Source organism: Streptomyces sp. NBC_00873 (assembly GCF_045207415.1).
Classification (GTDB): Bacteria; Actinomycetota; Actinomycetes; order Streptomycetales; family Streptomycetaceae; genus Streptomyces.
In genome coordinates this window covers 2,965,072-2,991,569 of record NZ_CP108803.1, presented here as the reverse complement: position 1 = coordinate 2,991,569, position 26,498 = coordinate 2,965,072, and the positions used below count along the sequence as shown (strand labels likewise).

General features: G+C 69.3%; 22 protein-coding genes and 2 pseudogenes. 15 read left to right on the top strand and 9 right to left on the bottom strand.

What is annotated here, in order from left to right; genetic code table 11:
• Nucleotides 1–115 precede the first annotated feature (115 nt).
• From ureA to OH809_RS13345, 8 genes and pseudogenes are all read left to right on the top strand, one after another.
• Nucleotides 116–799, top strand: coding sequence for an urease subunit gamma (gene ureA, locus OH809_RS13380; RefSeq protein WP_406515129.1), 684 nt, complete (start codon nucleotides 116–118; stop codon nucleotides 797–799).
• Nucleotides 799–2,481 carry an urease subunit alpha gene (locus OH809_RS13375; protein ID WP_406515128.1) on the top strand — a complete coding sequence of 561 codons (1,683 nt, stop codon included), beginning with the start codon at nucleotides 799–801 and terminating at the stop codon, nucleotides 2,479–2,481. The genes ureA and OH809_RS13375 overlap by 1 nt, the downstream gene beginning before the upstream one ends.
• Nucleotides 2,482–2,552: 71 nt before the next feature.
• Nucleotides 2,553–3,593 (top strand): agmatine/peptidylarginine deiminase, encoded by a 1,041-nt coding sequence (locus OH809_RS13370; RefSeq protein ID WP_406422190.1) that lies wholly within the window; start codon nucleotides 2,553–2,555, stop codon nucleotides 3,591–3,593.
• Between the two features lie 143 nt (nucleotides 3,594–3,736).
• Nucleotides 3,737–3,970: a hypothetical protein gene (locus OH809_RS13365; protein ID WP_406422191.1), complete on the top strand. Its 234-nt coding sequence runs from the start codon at nucleotides 3,737–3,739 to the stop codon at nucleotides 3,968–3,970.
• Nucleotides 3,967–4,566, top strand: a complete 600-nt coding sequence (locus tag OH809_RS13360) for a TetR/AcrR family transcriptional regulator (RefSeq protein ID WP_406422192.1) — start codon at nucleotides 3,967–3,969, stop codon at nucleotides 4,564–4,566. The genes OH809_RS13365 and OH809_RS13360 overlap by 4 nt, the downstream gene beginning before the upstream one ends.
• A 205-nt stretch (nucleotides 4,567–4,771) precedes the next feature.
• The gene (locus OH809_RS13355) at nucleotides 4,772–6,106 is read left to right on the top strand and encodes an MFS transporter (RefSeq protein WP_406515127.1); all 1,335 of its coding nucleotides are present in this window, start codon (nucleotides 4,772–4,774) and stop codon (nucleotides 6,104–6,106) included.
• Between the two features lie 278 nt (nucleotides 6,107–6,384).
• Nucleotides 6,385–7,992, top strand: a complete 1,608-nt coding sequence (gene cimA / locus OH809_RS13350) for a citramalate synthase (RefSeq protein ID WP_406422194.1) — start codon at nucleotides 6,385–6,387, stop codon at nucleotides 7,990–7,992.
• 237 nt (nucleotides 7,993–8,229) lie between these two features.
• Nucleotides 8,230–8,898, top strand: a pseudogene (locus OH809_RS13345) (hypothetical protein); the annotation flags it as partial.
• A 168-nt stretch (nucleotides 8,899–9,066) separates the two neighbouring features.
• Here OH809_RS13345 and OH809_RS13340 read toward each other — a convergent pair.
• A complete protein-coding gene (locus tag OH809_RS13340; RefSeq protein WP_406422195.1) occupies nucleotides 9,067–9,240 on the bottom strand; it encodes a hypothetical protein in 174 nt (57 codons plus the stop codon).
• 512 nt (nucleotides 9,241–9,752) lie between these two features.
• A complete protein-coding gene (locus tag OH809_RS13335) occupies nucleotides 9,753–10,370 on the bottom strand; it encodes a YceI family protein (protein ID WP_406422196.1) in 618 nt (205 codons plus the stop codon).
• Between the two features lie 225 nt (nucleotides 10,371–10,595).
• Here OH809_RS13335 and OH809_RS13330 point away from each other — a divergent pair, with 225 nt between their 5' ends.
• Nucleotides 10,596–11,120 carry a hypothetical protein gene (locus tag OH809_RS13330; RefSeq protein WP_406422197.1) on the top strand — a complete coding sequence of 175 codons (525 nt, stop codon included), beginning with the start codon at nucleotides 10,596–10,598 and terminating at the stop codon, nucleotides 11,118–11,120.
• Between the two features lie 66 nt (nucleotides 11,121–11,186).
• Here OH809_RS13330 and OH809_RS13325 read toward each other — a convergent pair.
• From OH809_RS13325 to OH809_RS13310, 4 genes and pseudogenes are all read right to left on the bottom strand, one after another.
• Nucleotides 11,187–11,431: pseudogene (locus OH809_RS13325) on the bottom strand (beta-1,3-glucanase family protein); the annotation flags it as partial.
• A 157-nt stretch (nucleotides 11,432–11,588) separates the two neighbouring features.
• The gene (locus OH809_RS13320) at nucleotides 11,589–12,167 is read right to left on the bottom strand and encodes a cysteine dioxygenase (RefSeq protein WP_406422198.1); all 579 of its coding nucleotides are present in this window, start codon (nucleotides 12,165–12,167) and stop codon (nucleotides 11,589–11,591) included.
• A gap of 81 nt (nucleotides 12,168–12,248) precedes the next feature.
• The gene (locus OH809_RS13315; protein WP_406422199.1) at nucleotides 12,249–13,394 is read right to left on the bottom strand and encodes a cystathionine gamma-synthase; all 1,146 of its coding nucleotides are present in this window, start codon (nucleotides 13,392–13,394) and stop codon (nucleotides 12,249–12,251) included.
• A gap of 69 nt (nucleotides 13,395–13,463) precedes the next feature.
• Nucleotides 13,464–14,390, bottom strand: a complete 927-nt coding sequence (locus tag OH809_RS13310; protein WP_406422200.1) for a LysR family transcriptional regulator — start codon at nucleotides 14,388–14,390, stop codon at nucleotides 13,464–13,466.
• Between the two features lie 210 nt (nucleotides 14,391–14,600).
• On the opposite strand from OH809_RS13310, the gene OH809_RS13305 reads away from it, so the two are divergent.
• Genes OH809_RS13305 through OH809_RS13295 form a run of 3 tightly spaced genes read left to right on the top strand, consistent with a single transcriptional unit; the run spans nucleotide 14,601 to nucleotide 17,110 of the window.
• Nucleotides 14,601–15,434: an ABC transporter substrate-binding protein gene (locus OH809_RS13305; protein WP_406422201.1), complete on the top strand. Its 834-nt coding sequence runs from the start codon at nucleotides 14,601–14,603 to the stop codon at nucleotides 15,432–15,434.
• The gene (locus tag OH809_RS13300) at nucleotides 15,431–16,285 is read left to right on the top strand and encodes an amino acid ABC transporter permease (RefSeq protein WP_406422202.1); all 855 of its coding nucleotides are present in this window, start codon (nucleotides 15,431–15,433) and stop codon (nucleotides 16,283–16,285) included. The genes OH809_RS13305 and OH809_RS13300 overlap by 4 nt, the downstream gene beginning before the upstream one ends.
• Nucleotides 16,286–16,345: 60 nt before the next feature.
• A complete protein-coding gene (locus tag OH809_RS13295) occupies nucleotides 16,346–17,110 on the top strand; it encodes an amino acid ABC transporter ATP-binding protein (RefSeq protein WP_406422203.1) in 765 nt (254 codons plus the stop codon).
• A 57-nt stretch (nucleotides 17,111–17,167) separates the two neighbouring features.
• Here OH809_RS13295 and OH809_RS13290 read toward each other — a convergent pair whose 3' ends face one another.
• The 3 genes from OH809_RS13290 to OH809_RS13280 all read right to left on the bottom strand — a co-directional run bounded on the left by OH809_RS13290 (nucleotide 17,168) and on the right by OH809_RS13280 (nucleotide 20,971).
• Nucleotides 17,168–17,935, bottom strand: a complete 768-nt coding sequence (locus tag OH809_RS13290) for an SDR family NAD(P)-dependent oxidoreductase (protein ID WP_406422204.1) — start codon at nucleotides 17,933–17,935, stop codon at nucleotides 17,168–17,170.
• Nucleotides 17,932–19,131 carry an acyl-CoA dehydrogenase family protein gene (locus tag OH809_RS13285; protein WP_406515126.1) on the bottom strand — a complete coding sequence of 400 codons (1,200 nt, stop codon included), beginning with the start codon at nucleotides 19,129–19,131 and terminating at the stop codon, nucleotides 17,932–17,934. The genes OH809_RS13290 and OH809_RS13285 overlap by 4 nt, the downstream gene beginning before the upstream one ends.
• A 145-nt stretch (nucleotides 19,132–19,276) precedes the next feature.
• Entirely contained in the window at nucleotides 19,277–20,971 is a 1,695-nt protein-coding gene (locus OH809_RS13280) for an AMP-binding protein (RefSeq protein ID WP_406515125.1), read from the bottom strand.
• Nucleotides 20,972–21,079: 108 nt separating this feature from the next.
• On the opposite strand from OH809_RS13280, the gene OH809_RS13275 reads away from it, so the two are divergent.
• The 3 genes from OH809_RS13275 to OH809_RS13265 all read left to right on the top strand — a co-directional run bounded on the left by OH809_RS13275 (nucleotide 21,080) and on the right by OH809_RS13265 (nucleotide 26,430).
• Complete coding sequence (locus tag OH809_RS13275; RefSeq protein WP_406422207.1) at nucleotides 21,080–21,937, top strand: response regulator transcription factor; 858 nt, start codon at nucleotides 21,080–21,082, stop codon at nucleotides 21,935–21,937.
• A gap of 23 nt (nucleotides 21,938–21,960) precedes the next feature.
• Nucleotides 21,961–22,389, top strand: coding sequence for a hypothetical protein (locus tag OH809_RS13270; RefSeq protein ID WP_406515124.1), 429 nt, complete (start codon nucleotides 21,961–21,963; stop codon nucleotides 22,387–22,389).
• 168 nt (nucleotides 22,390–22,557) lie between these two features.
• Nucleotides 22,558–26,430, top strand: a complete 3,873-nt coding sequence (locus OH809_RS13265) for an endo-alpha-N-acetylgalactosaminidase family protein (RefSeq protein WP_406515123.1) — start codon at nucleotides 22,558–22,560, stop codon at nucleotides 26,428–26,430.
• The last annotated feature ends 68 nt before the right edge of the window (nucleotides 26,431–26,498 follow it).

The window sequence follows — 26,498 nt, the reverse complement described above, 5'->3', positions numbered from 1 at the left end:
GACAGTTTGAGTGCCGCTCTATGTGAGCCTAAGAGCAGTTCTCCAGCTCTCCGTCAGTGGTTCTCGGATGGGGAAATCTTGATTAGAGTGGTGTTCAAATTGGAGGTGTACTGACGTGCGACTTACCCCTACCGAGCGAGATCGGCTCCTGCTCTTCGGTGCCGCCGAACTGGCACGGGCGCGCCGGGCGCGTGGACTGAGGCTCAATGTCCCCGAGGCGACCGCGCTCATAGCGGACACCGTCTGCGAGGCGGCCCGGGACGGAAAGCGGCTCGCCGAGGCGATCGAGGCCGCGCGCGGCGTGCTGGGGCCCGACGACGTCCTGCCCGGTGTGGCGGATGTGGTCACCGAGGTGCATGTGGAGGCCGTCTTCGACGACGGGTCCCGGCTCGCGGTCGTCTCGCAGCCGATCGGGGGAGGGCTCGGCGACGCCGCACCCGGCGCCGTACTGCCCGCACCGCCGCACGCCGAGCCCGAGCCGGCGCTGCGGCTGACCGTGCACAACACCGCGACCGTCCCGGTCAGCGTCACCTCGCACTTCCACTTCTTCGAGGCCAACCCGCGCCTTGACTTCGACCGGGCTGCGGCGTACGGAATGCGGCTGTGCGTCCCCGCCGGATCGTCGGTCCGCTTCGACCCGGGCGGCGAGACCGAGGTCGGCCTGACGCCGATAGGCGGCGCCCGGATCGCGATCGGCTTCGCCGGCCTGGTCGACGGACCGCTGGACGCGCCCGGCGCGAAGGAAGAGGCCCTGCGGCGCGCGGCGGCCTGCGGCTATCTGGGAGCGGAGGACGCCTGATGGACCCCGACGAATACGCATCGGTCCACGGACCGCGCGCCGGAGACCGGGTCGTTCTCGGCGACTCCGGCCTGGTGGTGCGCGTCGAGTCGGATGCGCAGGCGCACGGCGACGAGTTCCTGGCCGGCTTCGGCAAGACCGCGCGCGACGGGCTGCACCTCAAGGCCGCGGCCGTACGCGACACCTGCGACGTCGTCATCAGCAACGTGCTGGTCATCGACGCTGTTCAAGGCATCCGCAAGGTCTCCATCGGCATCCGCGAAGGCCGGATCTGCTCCATCGGGCGGGCCGGTAACCCGGACACGCTCGACGGCGTGGACGTCGTCGTCGGCACGGGCACCTCGATCGTGTCCGGCGAGGGCCTGATCGCGACGGCCGGTGCCGTCGACACCCACGTCCATCTGCTCTCGCCGCGCATCATGGAGGCCTCGCTCGCCTCCGGGGTCACCACCGTCATCGGCCAGGAGTTCGGCCCGGTGTGGGGCGTCGGCGTCAACTCGCCGTGGGCGTTGCGCCACGCCTTCAACGCCTTCGACGCCTGGCCGGTCAACATCGGCTTCCTGGCCCGCGGCTCGTCCTCCGACGACGCGCCCCTGGTGGAGGCGCTCGCCGAGGGCGGTGCATCCGGCTTCAAGGTGCACGAGGACATGGGCGCGCACACCCGTGCGCTCGACACCGCCCTGCGCGTCGCCGAGGAACACGACGTGCAGGTCGCCCTGCACAGCGACGGGCTGAACGAGTGTCTGTCCGTCGAGGACACCCTGCGTGTCCTGGACGGCCGGACGATCCACGCCTTCCACATCGAGGGCTGCGGCGGTGGACACGTACCGAACGTCCTGAAGATGGCGGGTGTGCCGAACGTCATCGGCTCGTCCACCAATCCGACTCTGCCGTTCGGCCGGGACGCGGTGGCCGAGCACTACGGGATGATCGTCTCGGTACACGACCTCAAGACCGACCTGCCCGGGGACGCCGCCATGGCGCGGGACCGGATCAGGGCCGGGACGATGGGCGCCGAGGACGTGCTGCACGACCTCGGCGCGATCGGCATCACCTCGTCGGACGCGCAGGGGATGGGGCGCGCGGGCGAGACCGTGCGACGCACCTTCGCCATGGCCGGGAAGATGAAGGCCGAGCTGGGCCCGATGGAGGGCGACGGCGCGCACGACGACAACGCCCGGGTGCTGCGCTACATGGCGAAGCTGACGATCAACCCGGCCATCGCGCACGGTCTCGCGCATGAGATCGGTTCGATCGAGGTGGGCAAGCTCGCCGACATCGTGCTGTGGAAGCCGCAGTACTTCGGGGCGAAGCCGCAGATGGTACTGAAGGCGGGCTTCCCGGCGTGGGGCGTGACGGGCGACCCCAACGCAGCGACCGACACCTGTGAACCGCTGGTCCTGGGACCGCTGTTCGGGGGGCACGGCGCGACCCCCGCCGATATCTCGGTGGCCTTCGTGGCGAAGGCCGCGGCCGAGCTGGGCTCCGACCTGATGCCGACGCGACGGCGCAGGGTGGCCGTGCGCGGCACCCGCGGGATCGGCCCGGCGGATCTCCGGCTCAACTCCCGCATCGGGGATGTGGCGGTGGACGGGCGCAGTGGGCTGGTCACGCTGGACGGTGCCCCGATGCGCTCGGAACCCACCGAATCGGTGTCCCTCAACCGCCTCTATTTCCTCTAAGACCGCCCCCCAATTGCCGGTCGGTCTAAGAACACACCCTTCCAGCACACAGCCTTGAGGAGTCCAACGACATGACCTTCCGTATGCCGCCCGAGTGGGCCCCGCACGAGCGCACCTGGATGGCCTGGCCGGGCCCCAACGTCACGTTCACCGGTGACGACCTTGCCGAGTCCCGCGAGGCGTGGGCCTCGGTGGCCCGGGCCGTACGCCGTTTCGAGCCGGTCACCATGGTCGTCGGGCCGGGCCAGTCGGAGGGCGCCCGTGCCCTCCTCGGTCCGGACATCGACCTGGTCGAGCGCGAGCTGGACGACGCCTGGATGCGCGACATCGGTCCGACCTTCGTCACAGACGGCACCCAATTGGCCGCCGTGGACTGGGTCTTCAACGGCTGGGGTGCACAGGACTGGGCGACCTGGGAACACGACGCGAAGATCGCCCGCCATGTCGCGGATCTCGCGGGGGTACCCGTGCACAGCTCGCCTCTCGTCAACGAGGGCGGCGGCATCCACGTGGACGGCGAAGGCACCGTCCTCCTCACCGAGACCGTCCAGCTCGGTTCCGAGCGCAACCCGGGCTGGACCAAGGAGGAGGTCGAGGCCGAGATCCACGCCAAGCTCGGCACCACGAAGGCGATCTGGCTGAAGCGCGGCCTGACCGGTGACTACCCGCCCCACGGCTTCGGCACGCTCGGCCATGTCGACATCGTCGCCACGTTCGCCGGCCCCGGAGTCGTCGTCGTCCACACCCAGCCGGACCCGTCCCACCCCGACCATGAGCTCTGCGAGGAGAACGTGGCGATGCTCAGGGCTCAGACCGATGCTCAGGGGCGTCCCCTGGAGGTCATCGAGGTCCCTGCCCCGACTGTGGTGCGGGACGAGGACGATCACTGGGTCGACTACTCGTACATCAACCACTATGTCTGCAACGGTGGCGTGGTGCTGTGCGGCTTCGACGACCCCAGTGACGAGATCGCGGCAGGTATTTTCCGCCGTCTCCACCCCGAACGGACCGTGACTCTGGTCGACGCCCGTACGATCTTTGCCGGCGGTGGGGGCATTCACTGCATCACGCAGCAGCAGCCTAAGACCGACCGGCAATTGGGGGGTGGGTGAAGGAGCGGGGTTGGGTGCGTGCAGCTGCAAGGCGGAGGATTGAGGCATGGCGGAGCCATGGTGATTGACGACAACGCGGCAGATGTGCGTGCCCAGCCCCGTGACGCCGCCCCCCAATTGCCGGTCGGTCTAAGGTCTGATCCATGACGAGCAAGTTCCAGGTAGCCGGACAGGGCTACGCGATCGAGCGCTGCTACTCGGTGCCGGACGACGCGTGGTACCTGGAGCTTGCCGGGACGGACCCTGCCGGCCGCACCTTCCTCACCGCGATCGTCCCGGACGAGGACCCGGACCGCACGCCCACGGTCTGCTTCGACGAGCGGACCGGGCACCTGGACATTCCGGCGGACGGATGGACCGGGGGAGCTGCCCGATGACCCCCGCCCCGCGCCGCCGCAACACCGCCCCGCCCCGCGAGGAGGTGCTGGCTGCCGCCATGGCCAGCATCGCCGAGCGCGGGCTCGACGGGCTCACCATGGCCGGGCTCGGCCGTGACGTCTCCATGAGCAGCGGTCATCTCCTCTACTACTTCCGCACCAAGGACGAGCTGCTCCTGCAGACCCTGGAGTGGAGCGAGGGCCGGCTCGGCGCCGAGCGGCGGGAGTTGCTGGCCCGGCAGACATCCGTTCGCGAGCGGCTCGACGCGTACGTCGATCTGTACATCCCCGACGGCCACCGCGACCCGCACTGGACGCTCTGGCTGGAGGTCTGGAACCGCTCGCAGAACGCTGACGCCGACGCGCGCGCCCGGCAGGTCGCGATCGAGGGGGCCTGGCACCGGGACCTCGTGGCGCTGCTGGCGGAGGGCGGATCGCGCGGGGAGTTCCGGGCCGTGGACGCCGATCGGTTCGCGACCCGGCTGCGCGCCCTGCTCGACGGGTTCAGCATCCATGTGGCGATCGGCCTGCCGGGCACCGACCGGGGCGGGATCCTCACTCACGTACGGGAGTTCCTGGACGAGGCGCTCGGCTGACACCACCGATCGCCACCCCAGCGGCGGTCGGCTCCGCATCGGCGCGAGCGCGTCCGGCCGCAACCCGCCGCCGATCGGGTGCGGCGGACTGCCCGTACCGAAGCGGCCGTTCCCCCGACCGTGAACGAAGCGCACGTAAGTACGCGCGATCGTTGCCTCGTGCACGGTTGTTACGTTCCCGGCCGGTGGGGCACGGTGACAGACCATGGGACGAGAGCAGTGGAAGAAGATCTGGGTCGGCTCCGCCGGCAACATGGTCGAGTGGTTCGACTGGTTCGTGTACGCGACCTTCGCGGTCTACTTCGCGGACTCGTTCTTCCCCGAAGGCAATGAGACCGCCAATCTCATGAACACCATGGGCATCTTCGCCGTCGGCTTCTTCATGCGGCCGGTCGGCGGCTGGATGCTCGGCCGGATCGGTGACCGCAGAGGGCGCAAGGCCGCGCTGACGCTCACTGTCACCCTCATGTCGGCCTCGGCGATCCTCATCGCCGTCGCGCCGACGTACGCCGTGGCCGGCTACGGCGGCGTCGCCGTCCTGCTCGTGGCCCGGCTGCTCCAGGGCCTCTCCGTCGGCGGCGAGTACGCCGCCAGCGCCACGTACCTCACCGAGGCGTCCGCACCCCGCCGGCGCGGCTTCGCCTCCAGCTTCCAGTACGTGTCCATGACCGCCGGGCAGCTCGTCGGCCTCGGTCTCCAGATCGTCCTGCAGCGCACCATGTCCGATGCCGCCCTGCACAGTTGGGGCTGGCGCATCCCGTTCATCGTCGGGGCGCTCGGCGCGGCCACCGTCTTCTATCTGCGCCGCTCCATGCTGGAGACCGAGGTGTACGCGGAGTCGGGCGCCGCCGACCAGGAGGACCGCGGCACGCTCAAGGCGCTGTGGCAGCACAAGCGCGAGGCGTTCCTGGTGATGGCGCTGACCATGGGCGGGACCGTCGCGTACTACACGTACACGACCTACCTCACCAAGTTCCTCTCGAAGAGCGCAGGCATGGAGAAGTCCACGGCCTCGCTCGTCAGCTTCTGCGCCCTGCTCGTCTTCATGTGCATCCAGCCGCTCGCGGGCATGCTGTCCGACCGGATCGGCCGCCGCCCGCTGCTGATCACGTTCGCGGTCGGATCGACCTTCCTGACCGTGCCGATCATGACCATGCTGAAGCACGCGGGCACCTTCTGGCCCGCGTTCGGGTTGGCGCTGCTCGCCCTGGTCGTGGTCACGGGCTACACCTCGATCAACGCCTGCGTGAAGGCCGAGCTCTTCCCGACCGGCATCCGCGCGCTGGGCGTCGCCCTCCCGTACGCCCTCGCCAACGCCCTCTTCGGCGGCACCGCCGAATACGTGGCGCTCTGGTTCAAGAAGGCCGGCATGGAGTCCGGCTTCTACTGGTACGTAGCGGGCTGCGCCGCGGTCTCCCTGGTCGTCTATCTGACGATGCGCGAGACCCGCGACATCGACCTGGACCGGGTCGGCACGGTGGCTCCCGAGGACAGGCGGACGGAGCCGGCCGGAGCGACGAGCGTCACGCCCGCATCCTGAGACGGCCGACGGTGCGGGGGCAGCGCTGTGCGAGACTGCCTCCGTGTCCTCGTTCGTCATGATTATTGGCAACAGGCGCGCCGGTCCGCAGTGACCGTCCCGTACCACCACATACGGAGCGGCCACCGTGCCCCAGACCCGCGCGCAGACCTCTCGCACCCGCGAGGGGTTTTTTCGTTTTCCGGCCCTCACCTCGGCCGGGGCGATGCGCGCGGGATGATGGGGGCAAGTGGAGCCCAATCGTCCGGATCCACTCATCCGACAGGAGTCAGACCAGCATGACCACCAAGGCCAAGCCCACCGACGACAGCTTCCATGTCTTCGACACCACACTGCGCGACGGTGCACAGCGTGAAGGCATCAACCTGACGGTCGCGGACAAGCTGACCATTGCCCGGCACCTGGACGACTTCGGCGTGGGCTACATCGAGGGCGGCTGGCCCGGCGCCAACCCCCGCGACACGGAGTTCTTCGCCCGGGCCCAGCAGGAGATCGAGTTCAAGAACGCCGAGCTGGTCGCCTTCGGCGCGACCCGCAGGGCCGGTGCCAAGGCGTCGGAGGACCCCCAGGTCAAGGCGCTGCTGGAGTCCGGAGCCCCGGTGATCACGCTGGTCGCCAAGTCGCACGACCGGCATGTGGAACTCGCCCTGCGCACCACCCTCGAAGAGAACCTGGAGATGGTCCGCGACACCGTCTCCTACCTGCGCGAACAGGGCCGCCGGGTCTTCGTCGACTGCGAGCACTTCTTCGACGGCTACCGCGCCAACCCCGAGTACGCCAAGGACGTAGTCAGGACCGCCCACGGGGCCGGCGCCGACGTCGTCATCCTCTGCGACACCAACGGCGGGATGCTCCCCGCCCAGGTCCAGGCCGTCGTCTCCACCGTCCTCGCGGACACCGGCGCGCGGCTCGGCATCCACGCCCAGGACGACACCGGCTGCGCCGTCGCCAACACCCTGGCCGCCGTCGACGCGGGCGCCACGCACGTCCAGTGCACCGCCAACGGGTACGGCGAGCGGGTCGGCAACGCCAACCTCTTCCCCGTCGTCGCCGCCCTGGAACTCAAGTACGGCAAAAGCGTCCTCCCCGAGGGCGCACTCGCCGAAATGACCCGTATCTCGCACGCCATCGCCGAGGTCGTCAACCTCACGCCCTCCACCCACCAGCCCTATGTGGGTGTTTCCGCCTTCGCCCACAAGGCCGGGCTGCACGCCTCCGCCATCAAGGTCGACCCCGACCTCTACCAGCACATCGATCCGGCGCTGGTCGGCAACACCATGCGGATGCTCGTCTCCGACATGGCGGGCCGCGCCTCCATCGAGCTCAAGGGCAAGGAGCTCGGTATCGACCTCGGGGGCAATCGCGAGCTCGTCGGCCGGGTCGTGGAGCGGGTCAAGGAGCGTGAGCTCAAGGGCTACACGTACGAAGCCGCAGACGCCTCCTTCGAACTGCTGCTGCGCGCCGAGGCCGAGGGCCGGGTACGCCGCTACTTCCGTACGGAGTCCTGGCGCGCGATCGTCGAGGACCGACCCGACGGCACGCACGCCAACGAGGCGACCGTGAAGCTCTGGGCGAAGGGCGAGCGGATCGTCGCCACCGCCGAGGGCAACGGCCCGGTCAACGCCCTCGACCGGGCGCTGCGCGTCGGCCTGGAGCGGATCTACCCGCAGCTCGCCAAGCTGGAGCTGGTCGACTACAAGGTCCGCATCCTGGAAGGCCGCACCGGCACCGAGTCCACCACCCGCGTGCTGATCACCACGGGCGACGGCACCGGTGACTGGGCGACCGTCGGCGTCGCGGAGAACGTCATCGCCGCGTCCTGGCAGGCGCTGGAGGACGCGTACACCTACGGTCTGCTGCGGGCCGGGGTCGAGCCCACGGATTAGTCGCGCGGTCCGGTACGGGCCCACGGCATGGTCGCCGTGGGCCCGCACCGGACCGGTTCGCTCACTTACGGCCTCCCCACGACAGGGAGTGGGCTCCCTGTCGTGGGGAGGCCGTTACCGGAGATGCCACTTCTGAGTGGCTGCTCCGGTGCACGTCCAGATCTGGGCGCGCGCCGTTCGCCGTCGACGATCCTGGACGGGATCAAGAAGGATGCCGCCTCGGCCACGTACTCCACGGACTTCCACCCGGCGGAGGCGGGCGCCGACGACGCGATGCGCGCGGACTACGAGCGGGCACTCGACTCGTACGAGAGCGCCAAGTCGGCCATGGACAAGGCACAGCACCCGTCCGACGTGCGCGCCGTCACCCAGGCCCTGGAGGACGGCCGCTTCTCCCTTGCCGTCCTGGAAGCCCGCCGCACGGGCCGCGCACTCCCGGACCGTCGCCCGCCGTGCCTCTTCGACCCGCGCCACGGCCCTTCGGTGACCGACGCCATCTGGACCCCGTCCGGCGGTGCGCCGCGCGAAGTCCCGGTCTGCGCGGTCGACGAGATCCGGCTGCGCGACGGCGAGGACCCGCTGAGCCGCACGGTCGACACGGGCGACGGCCGCCGCCGCCCCTACTGGGAGGCGGGCCCGGCTTATGGCCCCTGGGCAGGCGGCTACTTCGGCGGCGGCATGCTTCCCGGTCTGCTGGTGGGCACCCTGCTCGGCTCGATGCTCTCGTCCCCGGCCTACGCGGCGGACTACGGCGGTGGCGACTTCGGCGGTGGCGACTACTCGGGCGGCGACTACTCCGGCTCCGACTTCGACGCGTCCGACTTCGGCGGCGGGGGAGACGGCGGAGGGTTCGGTGGGGGTGGCGATTTCGGCGGTGGCGGCGATTTCGGTGGCGGCGGCTTCTGAGAGTCCTTGCTGCCCACCCGCCGGCTCCGTCGGCCACCGCGCAGCAGTGAGGGCGCCCGCACAGCCGCTGTGCCGCGGTTGCGGGCGCCCTTGTATTCCCTGGATCAGCGTCCTGCCCGAGCCCGGCCTACGGGGGGCAGGGGCAGCGCATCAGCGGGGGAGCTGTTGCTACAGGTTCTGGTCGATCTGCATCTCCCGGACATTGTCGTCACGGTGCGTCTTGTCATTCTTGATGGTGTACGTCGTCGACGGGCCGGTGCCGCTGACCTTGGTGATCTCGCCCTGGCACTTCTTGTTGTCCTCGTCCCGGTACTCCACGCGCTGACCCTCGTTGTGCTGCATTGACTTCTCCACTTCTCGATCTCGACCGGCAAGGGCCGCCCTGGCTCTTCAGCCCGGGCTGCCCCGTCCGGCGCCCGCTTCTCGTCGCGGTGCGCTATGCCAGATCACACCGTGTCCGGGCAACCAGCGACTCCAGAGAGCCCATTGGGGTCAACTTCCGGGCGAATCCCGTGTCGTCCCCCGTGTCCCCTTTGTGTCAGTTGCCCGGAGTTCATTGCAGCACCGCCAGGCCGAACCCCTGTGCGTCGATGGCTGGCCAGCGACTCCTTCACGCAGGTCACTCTCACGGGTGAAGCATTGCCAAGTCCGAGGAAACTTCATCCAGTGTGAAGGTCTCAGCCCTACCGTGATGAAACGTCCGCATCCCGTGAAGTCGCTGGGGGTCGCCCGTGGGCTTGACTGTTGTACGAGACCTCCGTGACGCCCGACGGCCCACCAGTGCCGAGCGCCCGCCTTCCTCCCCGGCGGGGGAATGGAAGGCGGGCGCGCTCGGGCCGGAGGACTTCCGGGGATCAGGCCTGCGGGGCTGCCTTGATCGCGGAGATGTCGAAGTTCAGCTTGACCTTGTCGCTGACCATCACGCCGCCGGTCTCCAGCGCCGCGTTCCAGGTCAGGCCCCAGTCGGAGCGGAGGATGTCCGCGCTGCCCTCGAAGCCGACGCGCTCATTGCCGTAGACATCGGTGGCGGAGCCGTTGAACTCCAGGTCGATGGCGAGCGGGCGCGTGACGTCCTTGATGGTGAGGTCACCGGTGATCTGGTACTTGTCGCCGCCGAGCTGCTCGGCCTGCGTGGAGCGGAACGTCATGAGGGGGAACTTCTCGGCGTCGAAGAAGTCGCCGCTGACCAGGTGGCCGTCACGGTCGGCGATGCCGGTGTCGACGCTGGCGATCTTCACGTCGATGGAGGCGGCGGAGTTCTTCGGGTCCGCGCCGTCCAGCGTCAGGCTGCCCTCGTGCGCCCCGAAGGAGCCACGCACGTTGGTGACCATGGCGTGACGCACGGTGAAGCCGATGCTGCTGTGGGCCGGGTCGATGACGTACTCGCCGGTCACAGCAGCCAGGGCCGGGTCCACGGCGACGGTGGCGGGGGCGGACGGGGTGGCGGTGGACTTGCGGTTGAACAGAGCCATGGCTCCTCCTCGGGGGACGTGATCGAGCGGCAGTCGAAGTGGATGTTTAACCTTCAACGAGATTGACTGTAGACGCATCTTGTTCAAAGTTCAACATCAAGGAGCCGATTCGTTTCCGGAAGGGGCGACGTTCACCTCGCGGTCATGCGAGGCCCTCTGGCGGACGCGCGTAGAACTCGGGCACTATCTCTCTGCCCCAGTTGTCATGAGCAGGAGGAGTCTCCCATGGTGTCCCGTATGACCCTGCGCCCCGTCCTGACCGCCCTCGCCCTCGTCCTCGGCGCCCTCTTCGCCCCCGGAGTCGGCGCCCTCGGCAGCGGCGCCACCGAGGCGCACGCCGTCACCAAGCTCACGCACGCGCAGGCGACATCGATGTTCCGCGCGTCGGGCATCACCTGGTCGTCCTCGGGCGGCTGCTCCGACCGGAACAACCCCACCTGCACCTCGTTCGAACAGCTGAACCAGGCCACCGCCCAGGGCGCCCAGACCCTCAAGAGCGCCACGGGCTGCGCCCTCAACATCACCGGCGGCACCGAGACCGGGCACGCCAGCGGTACGTATTCGCACTGGAACGGCTACAAGCTCGACTTCGGCAAGTCCACCTGTCTCACCAACTACGTCCACGGTGTCTTCAGCTACATAGGGCTCCGCGGTGACGGCGCCCCCCAGTACAAGTCCGCCTCCGGCAACATCTACGCGGACGAGGGCAACCACTGGGACGTGACGTACTACAACTGCGGCGGCTGCTGAGTCCGTACGCGCGGGTGCTCCTGTCCGGCGACCGGACGGGGGCACCCGCAGTTCTCTGCCGGGACTTCAGGAACCCACGCTCACCGTGAACCGCCGCGGGTTGCCGTCGTTCGCGGCGCCCGAGACGTCCGGCTGGCCGTCGGGGCGTACGTCCCGTACGGGAAGGCGTAGCCGATCGGGGTGTTGGCGTGGACCACGCGTGACCAGTGGTTGGTCGCTGCGCCCTGGTAGTAGTCGCCCGAAGAGGTGCCGTTCGGCTGGTCGGGGTGGGTGAGCATCAGGGAGCGGTTGAAACCGGCCGCGAGCCGCGCCCCCCGACGCACAAGCCGGGAACCCGGGGCGAACCCTCTGACGAGGCAACCGTCGACCATGACCGAAACCCGCCGGTCAACGGCCCACGGTTCGGTGAAACCGCGGTTGGCGGGTTCGCAGCCGGACGCGGCTCGTCGGCGGCATACCGGATGCGGTTTATCCGAAGGACTCGCCGCGCACCCCCGCATTTCCTACGGGGTATCGGTACAGCCTGCGCACGCTGGTACCGAGCCGGGAGATATCGGCGCCGTAGACGTGGATGGCAATGACCGTGGAGTCACCGGCGTTGCGCACCGAGTGGATGTCACCCGGCGGTGCGAAACCGACGGCGGTACCGGCCGGGTTGACCGTCCGCCCGGCGGGCACGAGCCGGATGGGTCCGTCGAGGCCGCGCATTTCGTAGCGCTCCTCGGTCTCGGCGCCTTCGTGGACCCCGGCGACGCACCACGCCACATGGTCGTGGATCGGGGTGCGCTGCCCGGGTTCCCAGACGAGTACGACCAGAGAGAAACTTCCGTCGTCCTCGGCGTGCACCACATGCTGGCGATAGCGGTCGGGGTCGCCGGCACGGAACTGCGGCGGCACCAGGTCGGGCAGGGCCAGGAACGGCTCGAGCCGAGCCGCGACCAGGTGTGCGGTCTCGGCCGGGGTGCGTTCCAGCCGCACGGTGTCGCGTACTGCCTCGACGAGCTCGTCCAGTCGCGTCGAAGGCGCAGTGGCGATGGGGAATGCCATGGTGTCCCTCTCCTTTGGGGCTGTTGGGGGGCCCGGACACGATGGGCGGTGTGGGCGGCTGCGGGACCGGCGCCCCGCGGCTCAGGACAGCGCCTGGGCCAGGTCGGCGATGAGATCGTCGGCGTTCTCGATGCCCACCGAGATCCGCACCAGGTCGGCCGGAACCTCCAGCGGGGTCCCGGCCGCGGAGGCATGCGTCATACGGGCCGGGTGCTCGATGAGCGACTCCACGCCGCCGAGGGACTCCGCCAGCGTGAACAGCTGGGTCCGCTCGCACACGTCGAGCGCGCCACGCTCACCTCCGGCGAGACGGAAGGAGACCATGCCGCCGAAGCGGCGCATCTGCTTGACCGCGACCTCATGGCCCGGGTGGCCGGGCAGCCCGGGGTAGAGGACCTGCGTCACTCGCGGGTGCTGGGCGAGCATCGCCGCCACCCGTTCGGCGTTGTCGCAGTGCCGGTCCATGCGTACACCCAGGGTCTTGACGCCACGCAGCGTCAGCCAGGCGTCGAAGGGACCGGGGATTGCCCCGACCGCGAACTGGTGGAAGCGGATCTTCTCCCCGAGTTCCTCGTCTCGTACCACCACCGCCCCGCCGATCACATCGGAGTGGCCGCCGATGTACTTCGTGGTGGAGTGCATCACGAGGTCCGCGCCGAGCGTCAGCGGCTGCTGCAGGTACGGCGAGGCGAAGGTGTTGTCGACCGCGAGCAGCGCGCCCGCCTCATGGGCGATGCCGGCCAGCGCGGCGATGTCGTTGACGCCGAGCAGCGGATTGGTGGGGGTCTCACACCAGATGAGCCGGGTCTCGGAGCGTACGGCGGCCCGTACCGCGTCGAGATCGCGGAGCGGGACGGGGGTGTACGACAGCCCCCAGCCCGCGAGCACCTTGCGGAACAGCCGCAGGCTGCCGCCGTAGGCGTCGTCCGGGATGACCACATGGTCGCCGGGGGCGCAGACGGCGCGGACCGCGGTGTCCTCGGCCGCGAGTCCGCTGGCGTAGGACGTCGCACATGTGCCGGACTCCAGGGCGGCGAGGCACTCCTCGAGAGCGGTGCGAGTGGGGTTGCCCGCGCGGCTGTAGTCGTAGCCGCCGCGCAGCCGCCCGACCGCGTCCTGCTGGTAGGTCGAGGTCTGGTGGATGGGCGGGACCACTGCTCCCGTGGTCTGGTCGGGGGCCTGACCGGCGTGGATGGCGAGGGTTTCGAAGGCGTGAGGCTGATCCATGCTCAGCAGCGTGCCTGCCCGCATCTATACGGTCTACTGAGGAAGTTTTGCGATCCATCAAGAATCTGCTTATTGATGCGTGATCCGGCAGCCGGGGCGAAGCTCGGCCGCAGCGTGTCGCAGCGCGTCCAGCATGACCCTGATGGCCGGTACTTCTTGATGGCCGGCAAGGGTGTAGGCGGACACTCTGCGGTGGTCCGCGGGGACGACCGGACGTCCTGCGACTTTGGGGTGGCGCATGAACGACAGCACCATGCTGGGCATGAGCGCGATGCCCGTTCCCGCGGCCACCAGGCTCTGCACCGCGAGGTTGTCGTCGGTGGTGTACGCGATGTCCGGCTCGAAACCCGCCTCGGCGCAGGCCGCCACGAAGTGACCGCGACAGCGCAGACATCCCGCGATCCAACGCTCGTGCGTGAACTGCTGCAGCTCCACGGTGCGGCGCCGTGCGAGCGGATGCCCGGCCGGCAGCAACACCACCAACGGATCGTCGAGCAACGGCACTTCGATCAGGTCCTGTTCGATCTGCTGCTCGGCCGCGCCGCCGTAGGAGAACGCCAGGGTGATGTCGCAGTCGCCGCGGCCGAGCGCGTTGAGGGACAGCGGCGGCTCCTGTTCCTGCAGCTCGATGCGGATCCCCGGGTGGTGTGCGGTGATGCGGGCGACCGCAGCGGGCAGCAGGGCCGCGTTGGCGCTGGGGAACGCGCAGACGCGTATCCGCCCGGCCTTCAGGCGGGTGATCGCGTTCATCTGCTCGTGCGCGGCCTCGATCTGCCCCAGGATGCCTGAGGCGTGGCGCGCCAGCACCTCGCCGGCGTCCGTCAGCTGCAGCCCGCGGCCCACCCGGACGAACAGCGGCGTTCCGACGGCTCGTTCAAGGGCCTTCATCTGCTGGCTGATGGCCGGCTGGGTGTAGCCCCGACTCCGGGCCGCTGCCGCGTAGGAGCCGGTGCGTACGACCTCGGCGAACGTCTGGACGTGCCGTGAGTCAAACATGCGCCAACAGTAAGGAGAGTTTGGGGAGGGGTAAAGAAGATCAACGCTGGACTTCCTTTCCGACCTGCGCCACGGTGGGCCGACCTACCGCTCGCCTCGAGATCGCGGCATCGGGTCACCACTCCGATCCGTGCGTCTTGATACGTCCACGTCTGGCTGCGGCTCCTTACCAGCAGCGTGACCGTCCCTCCACGCACAAGGGGAAGCCCTGTGAACTCGTACGGAAGACTCGCCCGCCGCTCCGCCCCCCTCGCACTCGTCGCCTGCCTGGCCCTGGTGACCACGGCCTGCAGCAGCGGCAGCGGGGGAGCGACCACAGCGGGCGGGGTGAAGCTGGTCAAGGCCGGCCAACTGACCACCTGCACCCACCTGCCCTACCCGCCCTTCCAGTCGGAGCAGAACGGCAAGGTCGTCGGCTTCGACGTCGCCATGATCGACCTGGTCGCCAAGGACCTCGGCGTCAAGCAGACCATCGTCGACAAGTCCTTCGAGACCATCAAGACGGGTGCCGACCTCAATGCCGGCATCTGCGATGTGGCCGCCGCCGGCATGACCATCACCGACGAGCGCAAGCGGAACCTCGACTTCTCGACCCCCTATTTCAACGCCACTCAGGCGCTGCTCGCGCGGAAGGGGGTGACCGCCGGGTCACTGGACGAGATCAAGGCCGGGAAGGTGAAGCTGGGTTCCCAGTCGGCCACGACCGGCGAGGACCAGGCGCACGCGCACGGTCTGGACCCTCAGTCGTTCGAGAGCTCCGACGCCGAGCTGAACGGGCTGCGCACCGGGCAGGTTGATGTGGTCATCCAGGACTATCCGGTGGTTGAGAACTGGCTCAAGGACCCCGCGATCGCAGCCCGGCTCAAGCTGGTCGGCACCGTGCAGACCGGCGAACGGTACGGCTTCGCGGTGAAGAAGGGCGGCAATCCCAAGCTGCTCGCGGCGATCGACAAGGCGATCGAGAAGGCCGAACAGGACGGGGCGTACAAGAAACTCTACGAGCAGTGGATCGGCCCGATGCCCGAGGAGACGATGGCCCGGTGAGCGCCGCCCAGACCTCCACCACGCCGACCCGGCCGGAGAAGCAGACCGCGCCGCGGCCCGCACTGTCCCCACGCCGCCGGCGCCGCATCGTCCGCGGGATCCAGTACGCGCTCCTGGCCGTTGCCGTGCTCCTCGTCGGCACCCTCGCCGACTGGCATCAGCTGCAGCACCAGTTCCTCGAACTCTCCGTGGCCCGGCAGATGTTCCCGGACCTGATCACCGTGGCGCTGATCAACACCGTGGCGTACACCCTGTCCGGATTCGGGGTCGGTCTCGTCCTCGGCCTGGTGATCGCCTTGATGCGGTTGTCCTCGGTGGCGCCCTACCGCTGGCTGGCTTGCGTCTACATCGAGTTCTTCCGCGGCCTGCCCGCCCTGCTGATCTTCATCTTCATCGGAGTCGGCGTTCCGCTCGCCTTCCCCGGCGTGATGATCCCCGGCGGCGCCTACGGGCAGGTGGCCGTCGCTCTCGGCCTGGTCGCGGCAGCCTACATGGCCGAGACCATCAGGGCCGGCATCCAGGCCGTGCCGCGCGGTCAGATGGAGGCGGCGCGGACACTTGGTATGTCACGCGGCCTGGCCATGCGCTCGATCGTCATTCCGCAGGCTTTCCGGATCATCGTGCCGCCCCTCACCAATGAACTGGTGCTGCTGTTCAAGGACTCCTCTCTCGTGTTGTTCCTGGGCGTCACGCTGGAGACCCGTGAACTCACCAAGTTCGGGCGTGACCTGGCCAGTGAAACCGCCAACACCACTCCGATCTTCATCGCCGGTCTGTGCTATCTGCTCATCACCATCCCCCTGGGATATGTGGTGCGTCGCCTGGAGGCACGCCACGCGAAAGCCAGATGACCGGTGGAAGCCACGCAGGCCCTGAGCGATACCACAACCGGAAGAGGCGAAGGCACACACATGACGGCAGCGATCAAGATCCAAGGACTGCACAAATCGTTCGGTGATCTGGAGGTGTTGCGGGGCGTCGACTTCACCATCGAATCCGGCGAGGTGGTCTGCGTCATCGGCCCGTCCGGGTCGGGGAAGTCCACACTGCTGCGTTGTGCGAACCTCCTTGAACAGCCCACCGAGGGACGGGTAGTCGTCGGCGGCACGGACACCACCGACCCGGATGTGGACATCGACCGGGTACGACGCCGCATCGGCATGGTCTTCCAGCAGTTCAACCTCTTCCCGCACCTGAGTGTGCTGGAGAACCTGACGATCGCTCAGCGACGGGTGCTCCGAAGCGGGAAGGACGATGCCGTACGCGTGGCACGGGAGAACCTCGTCCGGGTCGGACTCGCCGACAAAGCGGACAGTTACCCCGCGCAGCTCTCCGGCGGACAGCAGCAGCGGGTGGCGATCGCCCGGGCGCTGTCGATGGGACCGGAGCTGATGTTGTTCGACGAGCCGACCAGCGCACTCGATCCGGAACTCGTCGGCGATGTGCTGAGCGTGATGCGTGGTCTCGCCGATGAGGGCATGACCATGATGGTCGTCACCCACGAGATGGGCTTCGCACGGGATGTCGCCGACCGCGTGGTCTTCATGGACGGCGGCGTGGTCGTCGAGCAGGGCCGCCCCGATGAGGTACTGGGGGCCCCGCAGCATCCGCGGACCCGTGCCTTCCTCGCCCGTGTCATCCACCCGGGCGAGGCGGGTGCCGCCGCGCCTCGATAGCGTGGCGCGGCGGAGGCTTTCTGTCGTGCCCGTCGGGCGTGGGGGACTTCGGCCGGATCAGCGCGGTGCCATGCGGATGGCGCCGTCGAGCCGGATGACCTCGCCGTTGAGCATCGGGTTGGCCACGATGTGGCGGACCAGTGACGCGAACTCGGCCGGATCGCCGAGTCGTGCCGGGTGCGGCACCTGCTGGGCCAGGGAATCCCGCGCCTCCTGTGGCAGCCCGGCCATCAGCGGAGTGTCGAAGAGCCCTGGTGCGACCGTGACCAAGCGGATCTGGTGCTGCGCCAGTTCCCGCGCGGCCGGAAGCGTCAGTCCCGCCACGCCGGCCTTCGATGCGGCGTAGGCGGCCTGCCCGATCTGCCCGTCGAACGCCGCGATCGACGCGGTGGCGATGAGCACGCCTCGCTCGCCGGCCACCGCTTCGGCCTCGGTGATGCGCTGGGCGGCGAGCCGGAAGACGTTGAACGTACCGACGAGATTGACGTGCACCACTCGCGCGAAGTCCTGGAGGGGCAGTGGTGCGCCGCGTGACAGGAGTTTGCCCGGGGTCGCAACGCCGGCGCAGTTCACGGCGATGCGCAGCGTGCCGAGTCCGGAGGCCGCGTCCACGGCTGCCTGTACCGCGTCGGGGTCCGTCACATCACAGGGGACGAACAACACCTTGCCCAAGCGGGACAGTTCGGCCGCGACATCGGCGCCCGGTGACGAGGGGAGATCGGCGATGACCACGTGGGCTCCGGCGGTGAGGAGCTCCGTGGCGACGGCGCGGCCGAGACCACTGGCGCCGCCGGTCACCAGGGCGACTGATGCGGTGGGGTTCATGGCCAGACTTTCGTGTGCGCAGCGGACAGAACATGTGCGGCCGGTCCGGAGTTGCCGCGGGCGAGGTCCCGGCTGATGACCAGGCGCTGGATCTGGTTGGTGCCCTCGAAGATCTGCATGACCTTGGCTTCCCGCATGTAGCGCTCGACCGGGAAGTCGCGGGTGTAGCCGGCGCCGCCGAAGATCTGGACCGCTTCGGTGGTCACCCGCATCGCGGCGTCGGTGGCGACCAGCTTGGCGATGCTGGCCTGCCTGCCGTACGGCAGTCCGGCGTCCTTGCGCCGCGCCGCGGCCAGAACGGTCGCCCGGGCGGACTCGACGGCGGCTTCCATGTCGGCGAGCAGGAAGGCGATCGCCTGGTGATCGATGATCGCCCGGCCGAAGGTCTCCCGCTGCTGTGCGTAGGCCAGGGCGTCGTCCAGCGCGCCCTGGGCCAGGCCGACGGCCACCGCGGCGATCCCGAGTCGGCCCGCGTCCAGGCCGGCGAATGCGATGGCCAGACCGTGACCCTCCTCGCCGATCAGTCGGTCGGCCGACACCCGGACGTCCTCCAGGCGCAGGGTTGCGGTGGCCGAGCCGGTCAGGCCCATTTTCCGCTCGGGCGGATCGGCTTCCAGACCGCGTGTCTCGGCCGGGACCAGGAAACAGGAGATGCCCCGGGAACGGTCGTCCGAGGTGCGCGCCATGACCGTGTAGAAGTCCGCGTGCCCACCGTGCGTCGTCCACGCCTTCGCGCCGCGCAACACGTACACGTCGCCTTCGCGTCGGGCACGGGTGCGCATGACGGCAGGGTCGGAGCCTGCGTGCGCCTCCGACAGGCAGTAGGCCCCGAGCAGGTCGCCCTCCAGCAACTGCGGCAGCAGACGCCGGCGCTGCTCCTCCATGCCATGGGTGGCCAGCGGGAAGCAGGACAGGGCATGCACGCTCATGCCGACCGCCACGCTCGCCCAGCGCGCCGCGACCTCCTCGATGACTTGCAGGTACACCTCGTACGGCTGTCCGCCTCCGCCGTACTCGACGGGATACGGCAGGCCGAGGAGCCCGGCCTGGCTCAGCGTGCGGAAAACGTCGCGGGGGAACCGCTCCTCGGCCTCGTGCTCCGCGGCACGTGGTGCCAGGTAGCCGTCGGCGATCTCGCGTGTCAGGTCGAGCAGGTCTGCTGCCTCCGCAGTCGGCAGCAGGCGTGAAACTGGCATGGGCGCGATCTCCTTGAATCCCGTGATGAGGTGCTGAGGTGTGATGAGGCGCTGAGGCCTGAAGGTGACTGAGGCGCTGGGGAGACTTCTGGGGCCCGGGGCCGAGGAGGAATGACCCCTCCGACTTCTCCGAGGCGCTGCGGTGTCAGTGGGGGAGGAGCTCCCGGCGGCGCTGCTCGCGCAGGACGAAGCGCTGGATCTTGCCGCTGGGGGTCTTCGGGAGCCGGTCGGTGAAGTGGATGACGCGCGGGTGGGCGTGCGCGGCGAATCTGCGTTTGACCAGCTGCTGCAGCTCCGTGACGAGTGCCTCGTCGCCGACCGTGCCGGGGCGGAGGACGACGAAGGCCTCGATCACCTCGCCGCGCAGCGCGTCGGGCACTCCCACGGCTGCGGCATCGATCACGAGGTCGTGCTGCAGCAGAACGCTCTCGACGTCGAAGGGGCCAATACGATAGCCGGCCATGATGATGACGTCGTCGTCACGGGCGGAGAAGAAGAAGCAGCCGTCCTCGTCCCTGGTTCCGGCATCGCCGGTGAGGTACCACTGGCCATCGTCCGTGAAACGTTCGGCGGTCTTCTCGGGGGCGTCGCTGTAGCCCGAGAACCACATCAGCGGGCTGTCGGCAACCCCGATCGCGACACGGCCGGCGGTACCCGCCGGGGCGGGCTCGTCCCGGTCGTCGTGCAGGACCTCGGCCGCCCAGCCGGGTAGCGGCTTGCCCATGGAGCCCGGCCGGACCGCGGACCGTATCTCGTCGGCCCAGCCGTTGACGATGACCATCCCGTGTTCGGTCTGCCCGTAGTGGTCCCGCAAGGCGATGCCGAACGTCTGCTGGGCCCAGGTGATGACCTCGGGGGTGAGCGGTTCTCCGGCGGAGGAGGCGGTGCGCAGCCGCAGGCCGTCGGGTGAGAGTTCTGGAGCACTGCGCAAAGTGCGGTAGACGGTGGGCGCGGCGGCGAAGTTCGTGACCCCCAGCTCGCGCATGACCTGCCAGGTCAGGGCCGGGGAGAAGCCGGAGCGCAGCAGGAGGCTGCGGGTGCCCGCGGCCAGCGGGCCGAGGATGGCGTAGTACAGACCGTAGGCCCAACCGGGGTCGGCAGCGTTCCAGAACACGTCGTCGGGCCGGACGTCCAGGCCGTACTCCAGATAGATCTGGAAGGACGCCAGCGCCTTGATCGGGACGGGGACGCCCTTCGGCGTGCCCGTGGTGCCGGAAGTGAACAACTGGACCAGCGTCCCGCCTCCGCCGCGGGCGATCGCCCGGCCCTCCGGCTCGTCGCCGCTGTACGAGCCGAGCAGCCGGTCGAAGGACAGCTCGCCCGTCCCCGGCTCGCCGCCCGCGACCACGATCTGCCACGGGGCGTCGGCCGGAATGTCCTCGCCGGGGGCGAGCTTGCCGCGTTGGCCGGCGTCCACGACGACGGTCTTCGCCGCACTGGCCTCCAGCCGCAGTGCGATGGCCGGCGGAGCGAACGCGGTGAACAGCGGCACGTGCACCGCTCCACGGCGCCAGATGCCCAGCAGAGCCACGACCAGTTCGGCGGACTTGCCCATCAGCACGGCGACCTTGTCGCCGGGAGCGACGCCCAGGCCGGCCAGAGCGGCGGCGAACCGCGCCGAGTCACGGCGGAGCTGCCCATAGGTGAGATCCCGGGTGGACAGATCCGCCTCGACGACGGTGAAGGCCACCTGGTCCGCGGGGTGCCGGTCACACAGCAGCTCCGCAGCGCAGGCATCGGGAGAATCGAAGAGAGCCAGCAGCTCTTGCAGCCGTTCCGTCGCAGCCGCCGGACCGGCAGATTCTCCGTGCTCAGAGACCGATTGACCATTTCGGGTCACGACCATCCCCTTCCTGACTCGGGTAGCCGACACTTTGCGGTGGCGTTACGACGACTTATGCTCCGGGTCACGTGGATGGCCGACTACCCCCGGAAAGGGGCAGAGACCATGCAGTCCAATTCGGATATATCGATGCGCCCCGATGACGGGGACGCCTTCCGGCAGGCCCTTCGACTGGCCCAGCAGCGCACGGATCTCCCCGTCGTGTTCGGCGGCCCGGTCCAGGGCGGAGTGCTGAACCTGACGCAGTTCATCGGGGTCCGGACGACAGGGCTACGAGGGCTCAATGTCATCGCCGCCACCGGCCTGGGCGGACACGTCCTGCAGCTGCGGCGACCCGCCGCCGTGGCCGACTACAGGACGGCCGACTCCATCACCCACGATTACGACGCTCCGGTACTAGCGGAACGCATCCGCTCCGTCGTCGCCGTCCCCGTCGTCGTGAGCGGTGCGGTGCGCGGAGTGCTGTACGGAGCGTCGCGTGGCCCGGCACTGCTTGGGGATCGAGTGACGGACGCAGTGGTCGGCGTCTCGCGGCAGATGTCGAGCGAGCTCGCTGTGCGGGACGAAGTCGACCGGCGGCTGAAGTTCCGGCAGGCCTCGGAGGCCAACAAGGCCCACATCACCAGCAGGGTCGCGGCCGAGGAGGTGCGCGAAGTGCATGCGGAGCTACGCGTCATCGCCCAGGCCATGACGGACGACGCGCTGCGGGACCGGCTGCTCGACGTCTCCCGACGCCTGGCCGGCCTCGGTGCGGCGCCGGAGCCGACCTCGCCGCTGTCGCCCCGGGAGATCGACGTGCTTGCACAAGTGGCCCTGGGGTGCAGCAACACGGAAGTCGGCTCGCGCCTGTCCCTGCGGCCCGAGACGGTCAAGGCATATCTGCGGAGCGCCATGCGCAAGCTCGATGCCCGCACGCGGTTCGAGGCCGTGGTCGCCGCGCGCCGCCGCAGCCTGCTGCCCTAGGCAACCCTGGCGGCCTCCCGCCGATGCGTGCGGGGGAGCGCAGATGCCGCAGCGCCACGGGCTGCGCGCTGAACATCACCAGCGGCACCGAGACCGGGGCCGGGGCGGGCGAGCGGTGCTCCGGTGCCGGGGCACGGCGGGCCGCCCCGACCCGGGCTCAGGCCCTCACGCTCGCCCGCCCCATGCTCGTCCCCAACGACCCGAGCCCGCCGCTGTTTTGTGTCCGCAGGCGCCACGGCAACGACGGAGCACGCGCTGTGCACACGACGGAGGAGAAGCATCTGGAGCGACTGCGGCACATCAAGGAACTGCTCACCGGCCGTGGAATCGACACCTCTGCCGTACGGCTCTCCTGCTACAGCGGCGCCGGCTTCACCGACGGCCCGTGGAATGCGCAGGCCAGAGGTGAGGTAGTCCTCGTGGATCTGCGGCGGCTGTACGCGGCGGAGTGAACGCCGAGCGGATCCTGAACGTCAGGCCGGGGCGCGGTGCGTGAGGCGGCGTGAGTCGATGGACGTGAACCGTCCACTTGGACTTACGCATCGCGGTTGTTGGACTGGAGGGCCCCACGGGGCCGTACGTCGTTGACGGTGTCCGGGCACGGGGACTACTCAGGGCACATGTCGCGAAGATTCACTTCGGCGGGCGCTGTCGCCGCCGCCTCAGCCGCCGTCCTGGCGCTGGTGGGGACCGCGCTCCCCGCCACAGCCGCCGCCCCCTCTCCCGCCGCAGTCGAGTCGGCCGTACCCGCGGACGCCGCCGTCATCCGGTCGGCGCAGCTCTCGGTCGCCGTCGCCGACGACTTCCCGCGCGTCCTGGCGTACACCGACCGGGCCAGCGGCGACCAGCTGTCCGGTTCCACGAAACCGGTCACCGAGGTCACCCTCAACGGCACCGCACACGCCGTGAAGCTCAAGGCTGCACCGGAGGTCACCGATACGACCGCCCGCTACACGCTGACCTTCCCCGATCTGCCCGGCATCGAGATCGACGCCTCGCTCTCCGTCTCCGGGCGCGCCACCACCTTCAAGGTGACGGCTGTCCGCGACACCGAGGCGTTCCGGGTCGGCACCATCGACATCCCCGGCCACGACCTGGTCTCCGTCGGCTCCACCGACACCGGCGCCGCCACCGCCTTCACGCGGCTGGACAACGACTCGACGAAGACCGCCGACGTCTTCGCCAAGGTCACCGCGGACACCGTCGCCGACAAGGCGCCGGTCGGTGCCTCGTACGCGATCGTCAACACCGGCTCGCTCGCGGCGGCCATCGAGTCCAACTCTTCGTACGACAAGCCGTCCGGCGCCACCGGCGGCGACGATGCCCGGTTCTGGCACCAGGCCCGCAAGGCCGACGACGGCAGCGTCCGGGTCGGCGTCTGGTCCGGGCAGTGGACCTACCGCGGCGCCGGAGCGCCGGAGCCGGAGAGCGGCGCGGACCTGCCCTGGGCGAAGGTCGTCGTCACGCCCGACGCCAACGGCGACAAGACCGTCGACTGGCAGGACGGCGCCGTCGCGTTCCGCACCATCGGCGTGATCGCACCCGGCAGCGACGACACCGCGGACCGGGTCGTCACCCACATCCCGTTCAACTTCGCCAGCCAGGCCACCCACCCCTTCCTTCGGACCCTCGACGACGTCAAGCGGGTCTCGTTGTCCACGGACGGCCTCGGGCAGATGGCGATCCTCAAGGGGTACGCCTCCGAGGGGCACGACTCCGCCCACCCCGACTACGGCGGCAACTACAACAAGCGCGCCGGCGGGCTGAAGGACCTCAACACCCTGCTGAAGGACGGCAAGAAGTGGGGTGCCACCTTCGGCGTCCACGTCAATGCCACCGAGGCGTACGCGGAGGCCAATGCCTTCGACGAGAAGCTCGTCGACAAGACCAGGCCTGGCTGGAACTGGCTCGGCCAGAGCTACTACATCGACCAGCGCCGCGACATCAACAGCGGCGACCTGGCCAAGCGCTTCCAGCAACTGCGCGACGAGACCGACCGCAACCTGAGCTTCCTCTACATCGACGTCTACTACTCGCACGGCTGGATCGCCGACAAGACCCTCCAGTCCGTGCAGAAGCAGGGCTGGAACGTCGCCACCGAGTGGGCCGACAAGTTCGAGCGCGGCTCGCTCTGGTCGCACTGGGCCAATGACCTCGACTACGGCGGCGCCACCAACAAGGGCCTCAATTCGCAGATCATCCGGTTCATCCGGAACGGCGAGAAGGACGTCTGGAACAACAACCCGGTCCTCGGCCAGACCGCCATCAGCGAATTCGAGGGCTGGACCGGCGAGACCGACTGGAACGCCTTCTACGACAACATCTGGCAGCGCAACCTGCCCGCCAAGTACCTTCAGCACCAGAAGATCACCCGCTGGGACGGCAACGACATCACCTTCACCGGTGATGTCCGGGGCACCGTCGAGGACGGCAAGCGGACCTTCTACGACAACGGCCGCAAGGTGCTGAGCGGCACCGACTACCTGCTGCCGTGGGACGGCGGGAAGAAGCTCTACCACTACAGCAAGTCCGGTGGTACGAGCAGCTGGGCCGTGCCGTCCACGGCGACGTACACCGTCTACAAGCTCACCGACAACGGCCGGGTCAAGGCCGGAACGGTCAAGCCCGTCGACGGGAGGATCACGCTGACGGCCACCGCCGGACAGCCGTATGTCCTCTACCCGGACCACGCACCCGCCGCCGCCGACCCGAAGTGGGGCCAGGGCACCCCGGTCGACGACCCCGGCTTCAACGACAACGGGCTCGACGCCTGGTCGAAGACCGGCATCGCCGCCCGCGACACCGACGGCCAGGGGCGCAACAGCGCCAAGCTCTCCGGCACCGGCACGGCGGCTCTCTCGCAGAGCATCACCGGCCTCGAGCCCGGCAAGCGCTACACCGCCTCCGCACTGATCGAGGTCGAGCCAGGCAAGACCCGGCACACGACGCTCACGGCCGGCGGGAAGTCCGTCGCCGTGGACCGCTCGACCATCAAGGACAACGTCGCCGCATCGGACTGGCACGGCAGGTACTTCCAGCGGGCCAAGGTGAATTTCACCGCCCCCGCGAGCGGCCGCACCACCTTCCGCGTCGAAGCGGCCGGGGGAAGCGCCGCCACCGTGCGGGCCGATGATGTACGCATCGTCGCCAACGCCCCGGCGACGAAGAAGAACACCGTCGTGTACGAGGACTTCGAGGACGTCGACCAGGGCTGGGGCCCCTTCCTCAAGGGCGACGCGGGCGGTTCCACCGACCCCCGCACCGTCATCTCCCAGCTGCACGCCCCGTACACCCAGGCCGGCTGGAACGGGAAGCTCGTCGACGACGTGATCGGCGGCAAGGAGTCCCTCAAGGCCCACGAGGAGAACGGCGGGCTCGTCTACCGGACCGCGCCCTGGACCGTACCGATGGCCGACGGCCACCGCTACAAGGTGGAGTACGACTACCAGTCCAGCCACGCCGGTGCCTACGAGTGGGTCGACGGATACGACCGGATCACGGCCGACGGCACCCCCGACTCGGTCGAGACCCGCACCACGGCGATCGGCCAGCAGCGCACCACGGGACACTTCTCCGAGACCGTCACGGCGGGCTGCGGTGACACCTGGACCGGGCTGCGCAAGCGTGACGACGCACCCGACGGTGCCGACTTCGTCCTGGACGGGTTCACCGTGACCGACCTCGGCGCCGCCCCGGCCGGTGAGATGGCCGCCTGCGGAACGCTCAGCGTCGACCCGGCCGCGGAGACCCTGGAGCCGGGCGTCGCAAGCGTCGTCGAGGCGAGCTTCACCAACTACGAGGCGACGCCGGTCACCGGCGTCTCGGTGAGCCTCACCGTCCCGGACGGCTGGAAGGCGGAGCCCGTGGGTGCGGTCACCTTCGACTCGGTCGCGGCGGGCGCCAAGGCCACCGCCGGCTGGCGGGTCACTCCGCCGGTGGACGCCAAGTACCAGACGTACAACCTGAGTTCCGAGGTGACCTACACGGTCGGCGGCGCGAAGCGGACCCTCGGCGCGCAGACGTCCGTACGGACGCTGCCGCCGCCGCCCACCACGGACAGCTGGGCCAGCGACCTGGACTGGACCACCGCCAGCAACGGCTGGGGACCGGTCGAGCGTGACCTCTCCAACGGTGAGACGGGCGCCGGCGACGGCTCCCCGCTGACGATCGGCGGCACCGTCTACGCCAAGGGCCTGGGCAGCCACGCCCCCGCGAAGATCCGCTACTACCTGGGAGGCCAGTGCACCTCGTTCACCGCCGAGGTCGGCGTGGACGATGTCCAGAAGAGCGCGGGCAGCGTGCAGTTCAGCGTCACGGCCGACGGCACGGAGAAGGTGAAGTCACCGGTGCTGAAGGCGGCCGACACCGCCTGGTCGCTCACGGCGGACGTCACCGGTGCGAAGTACGTCGAGCTGGTCGTCGGGGACGGCGGCGACGGCAACGGCAACGACCACGCGGACTGGGGCAACGCGCGGTTCCACTGCGGGAGCTGACCGGGCGATCGGTGAGCACTGAGCAATGAGCGGGAAGGGGGCGGGGCCGGTCTCGGCCCCGCCCCCTT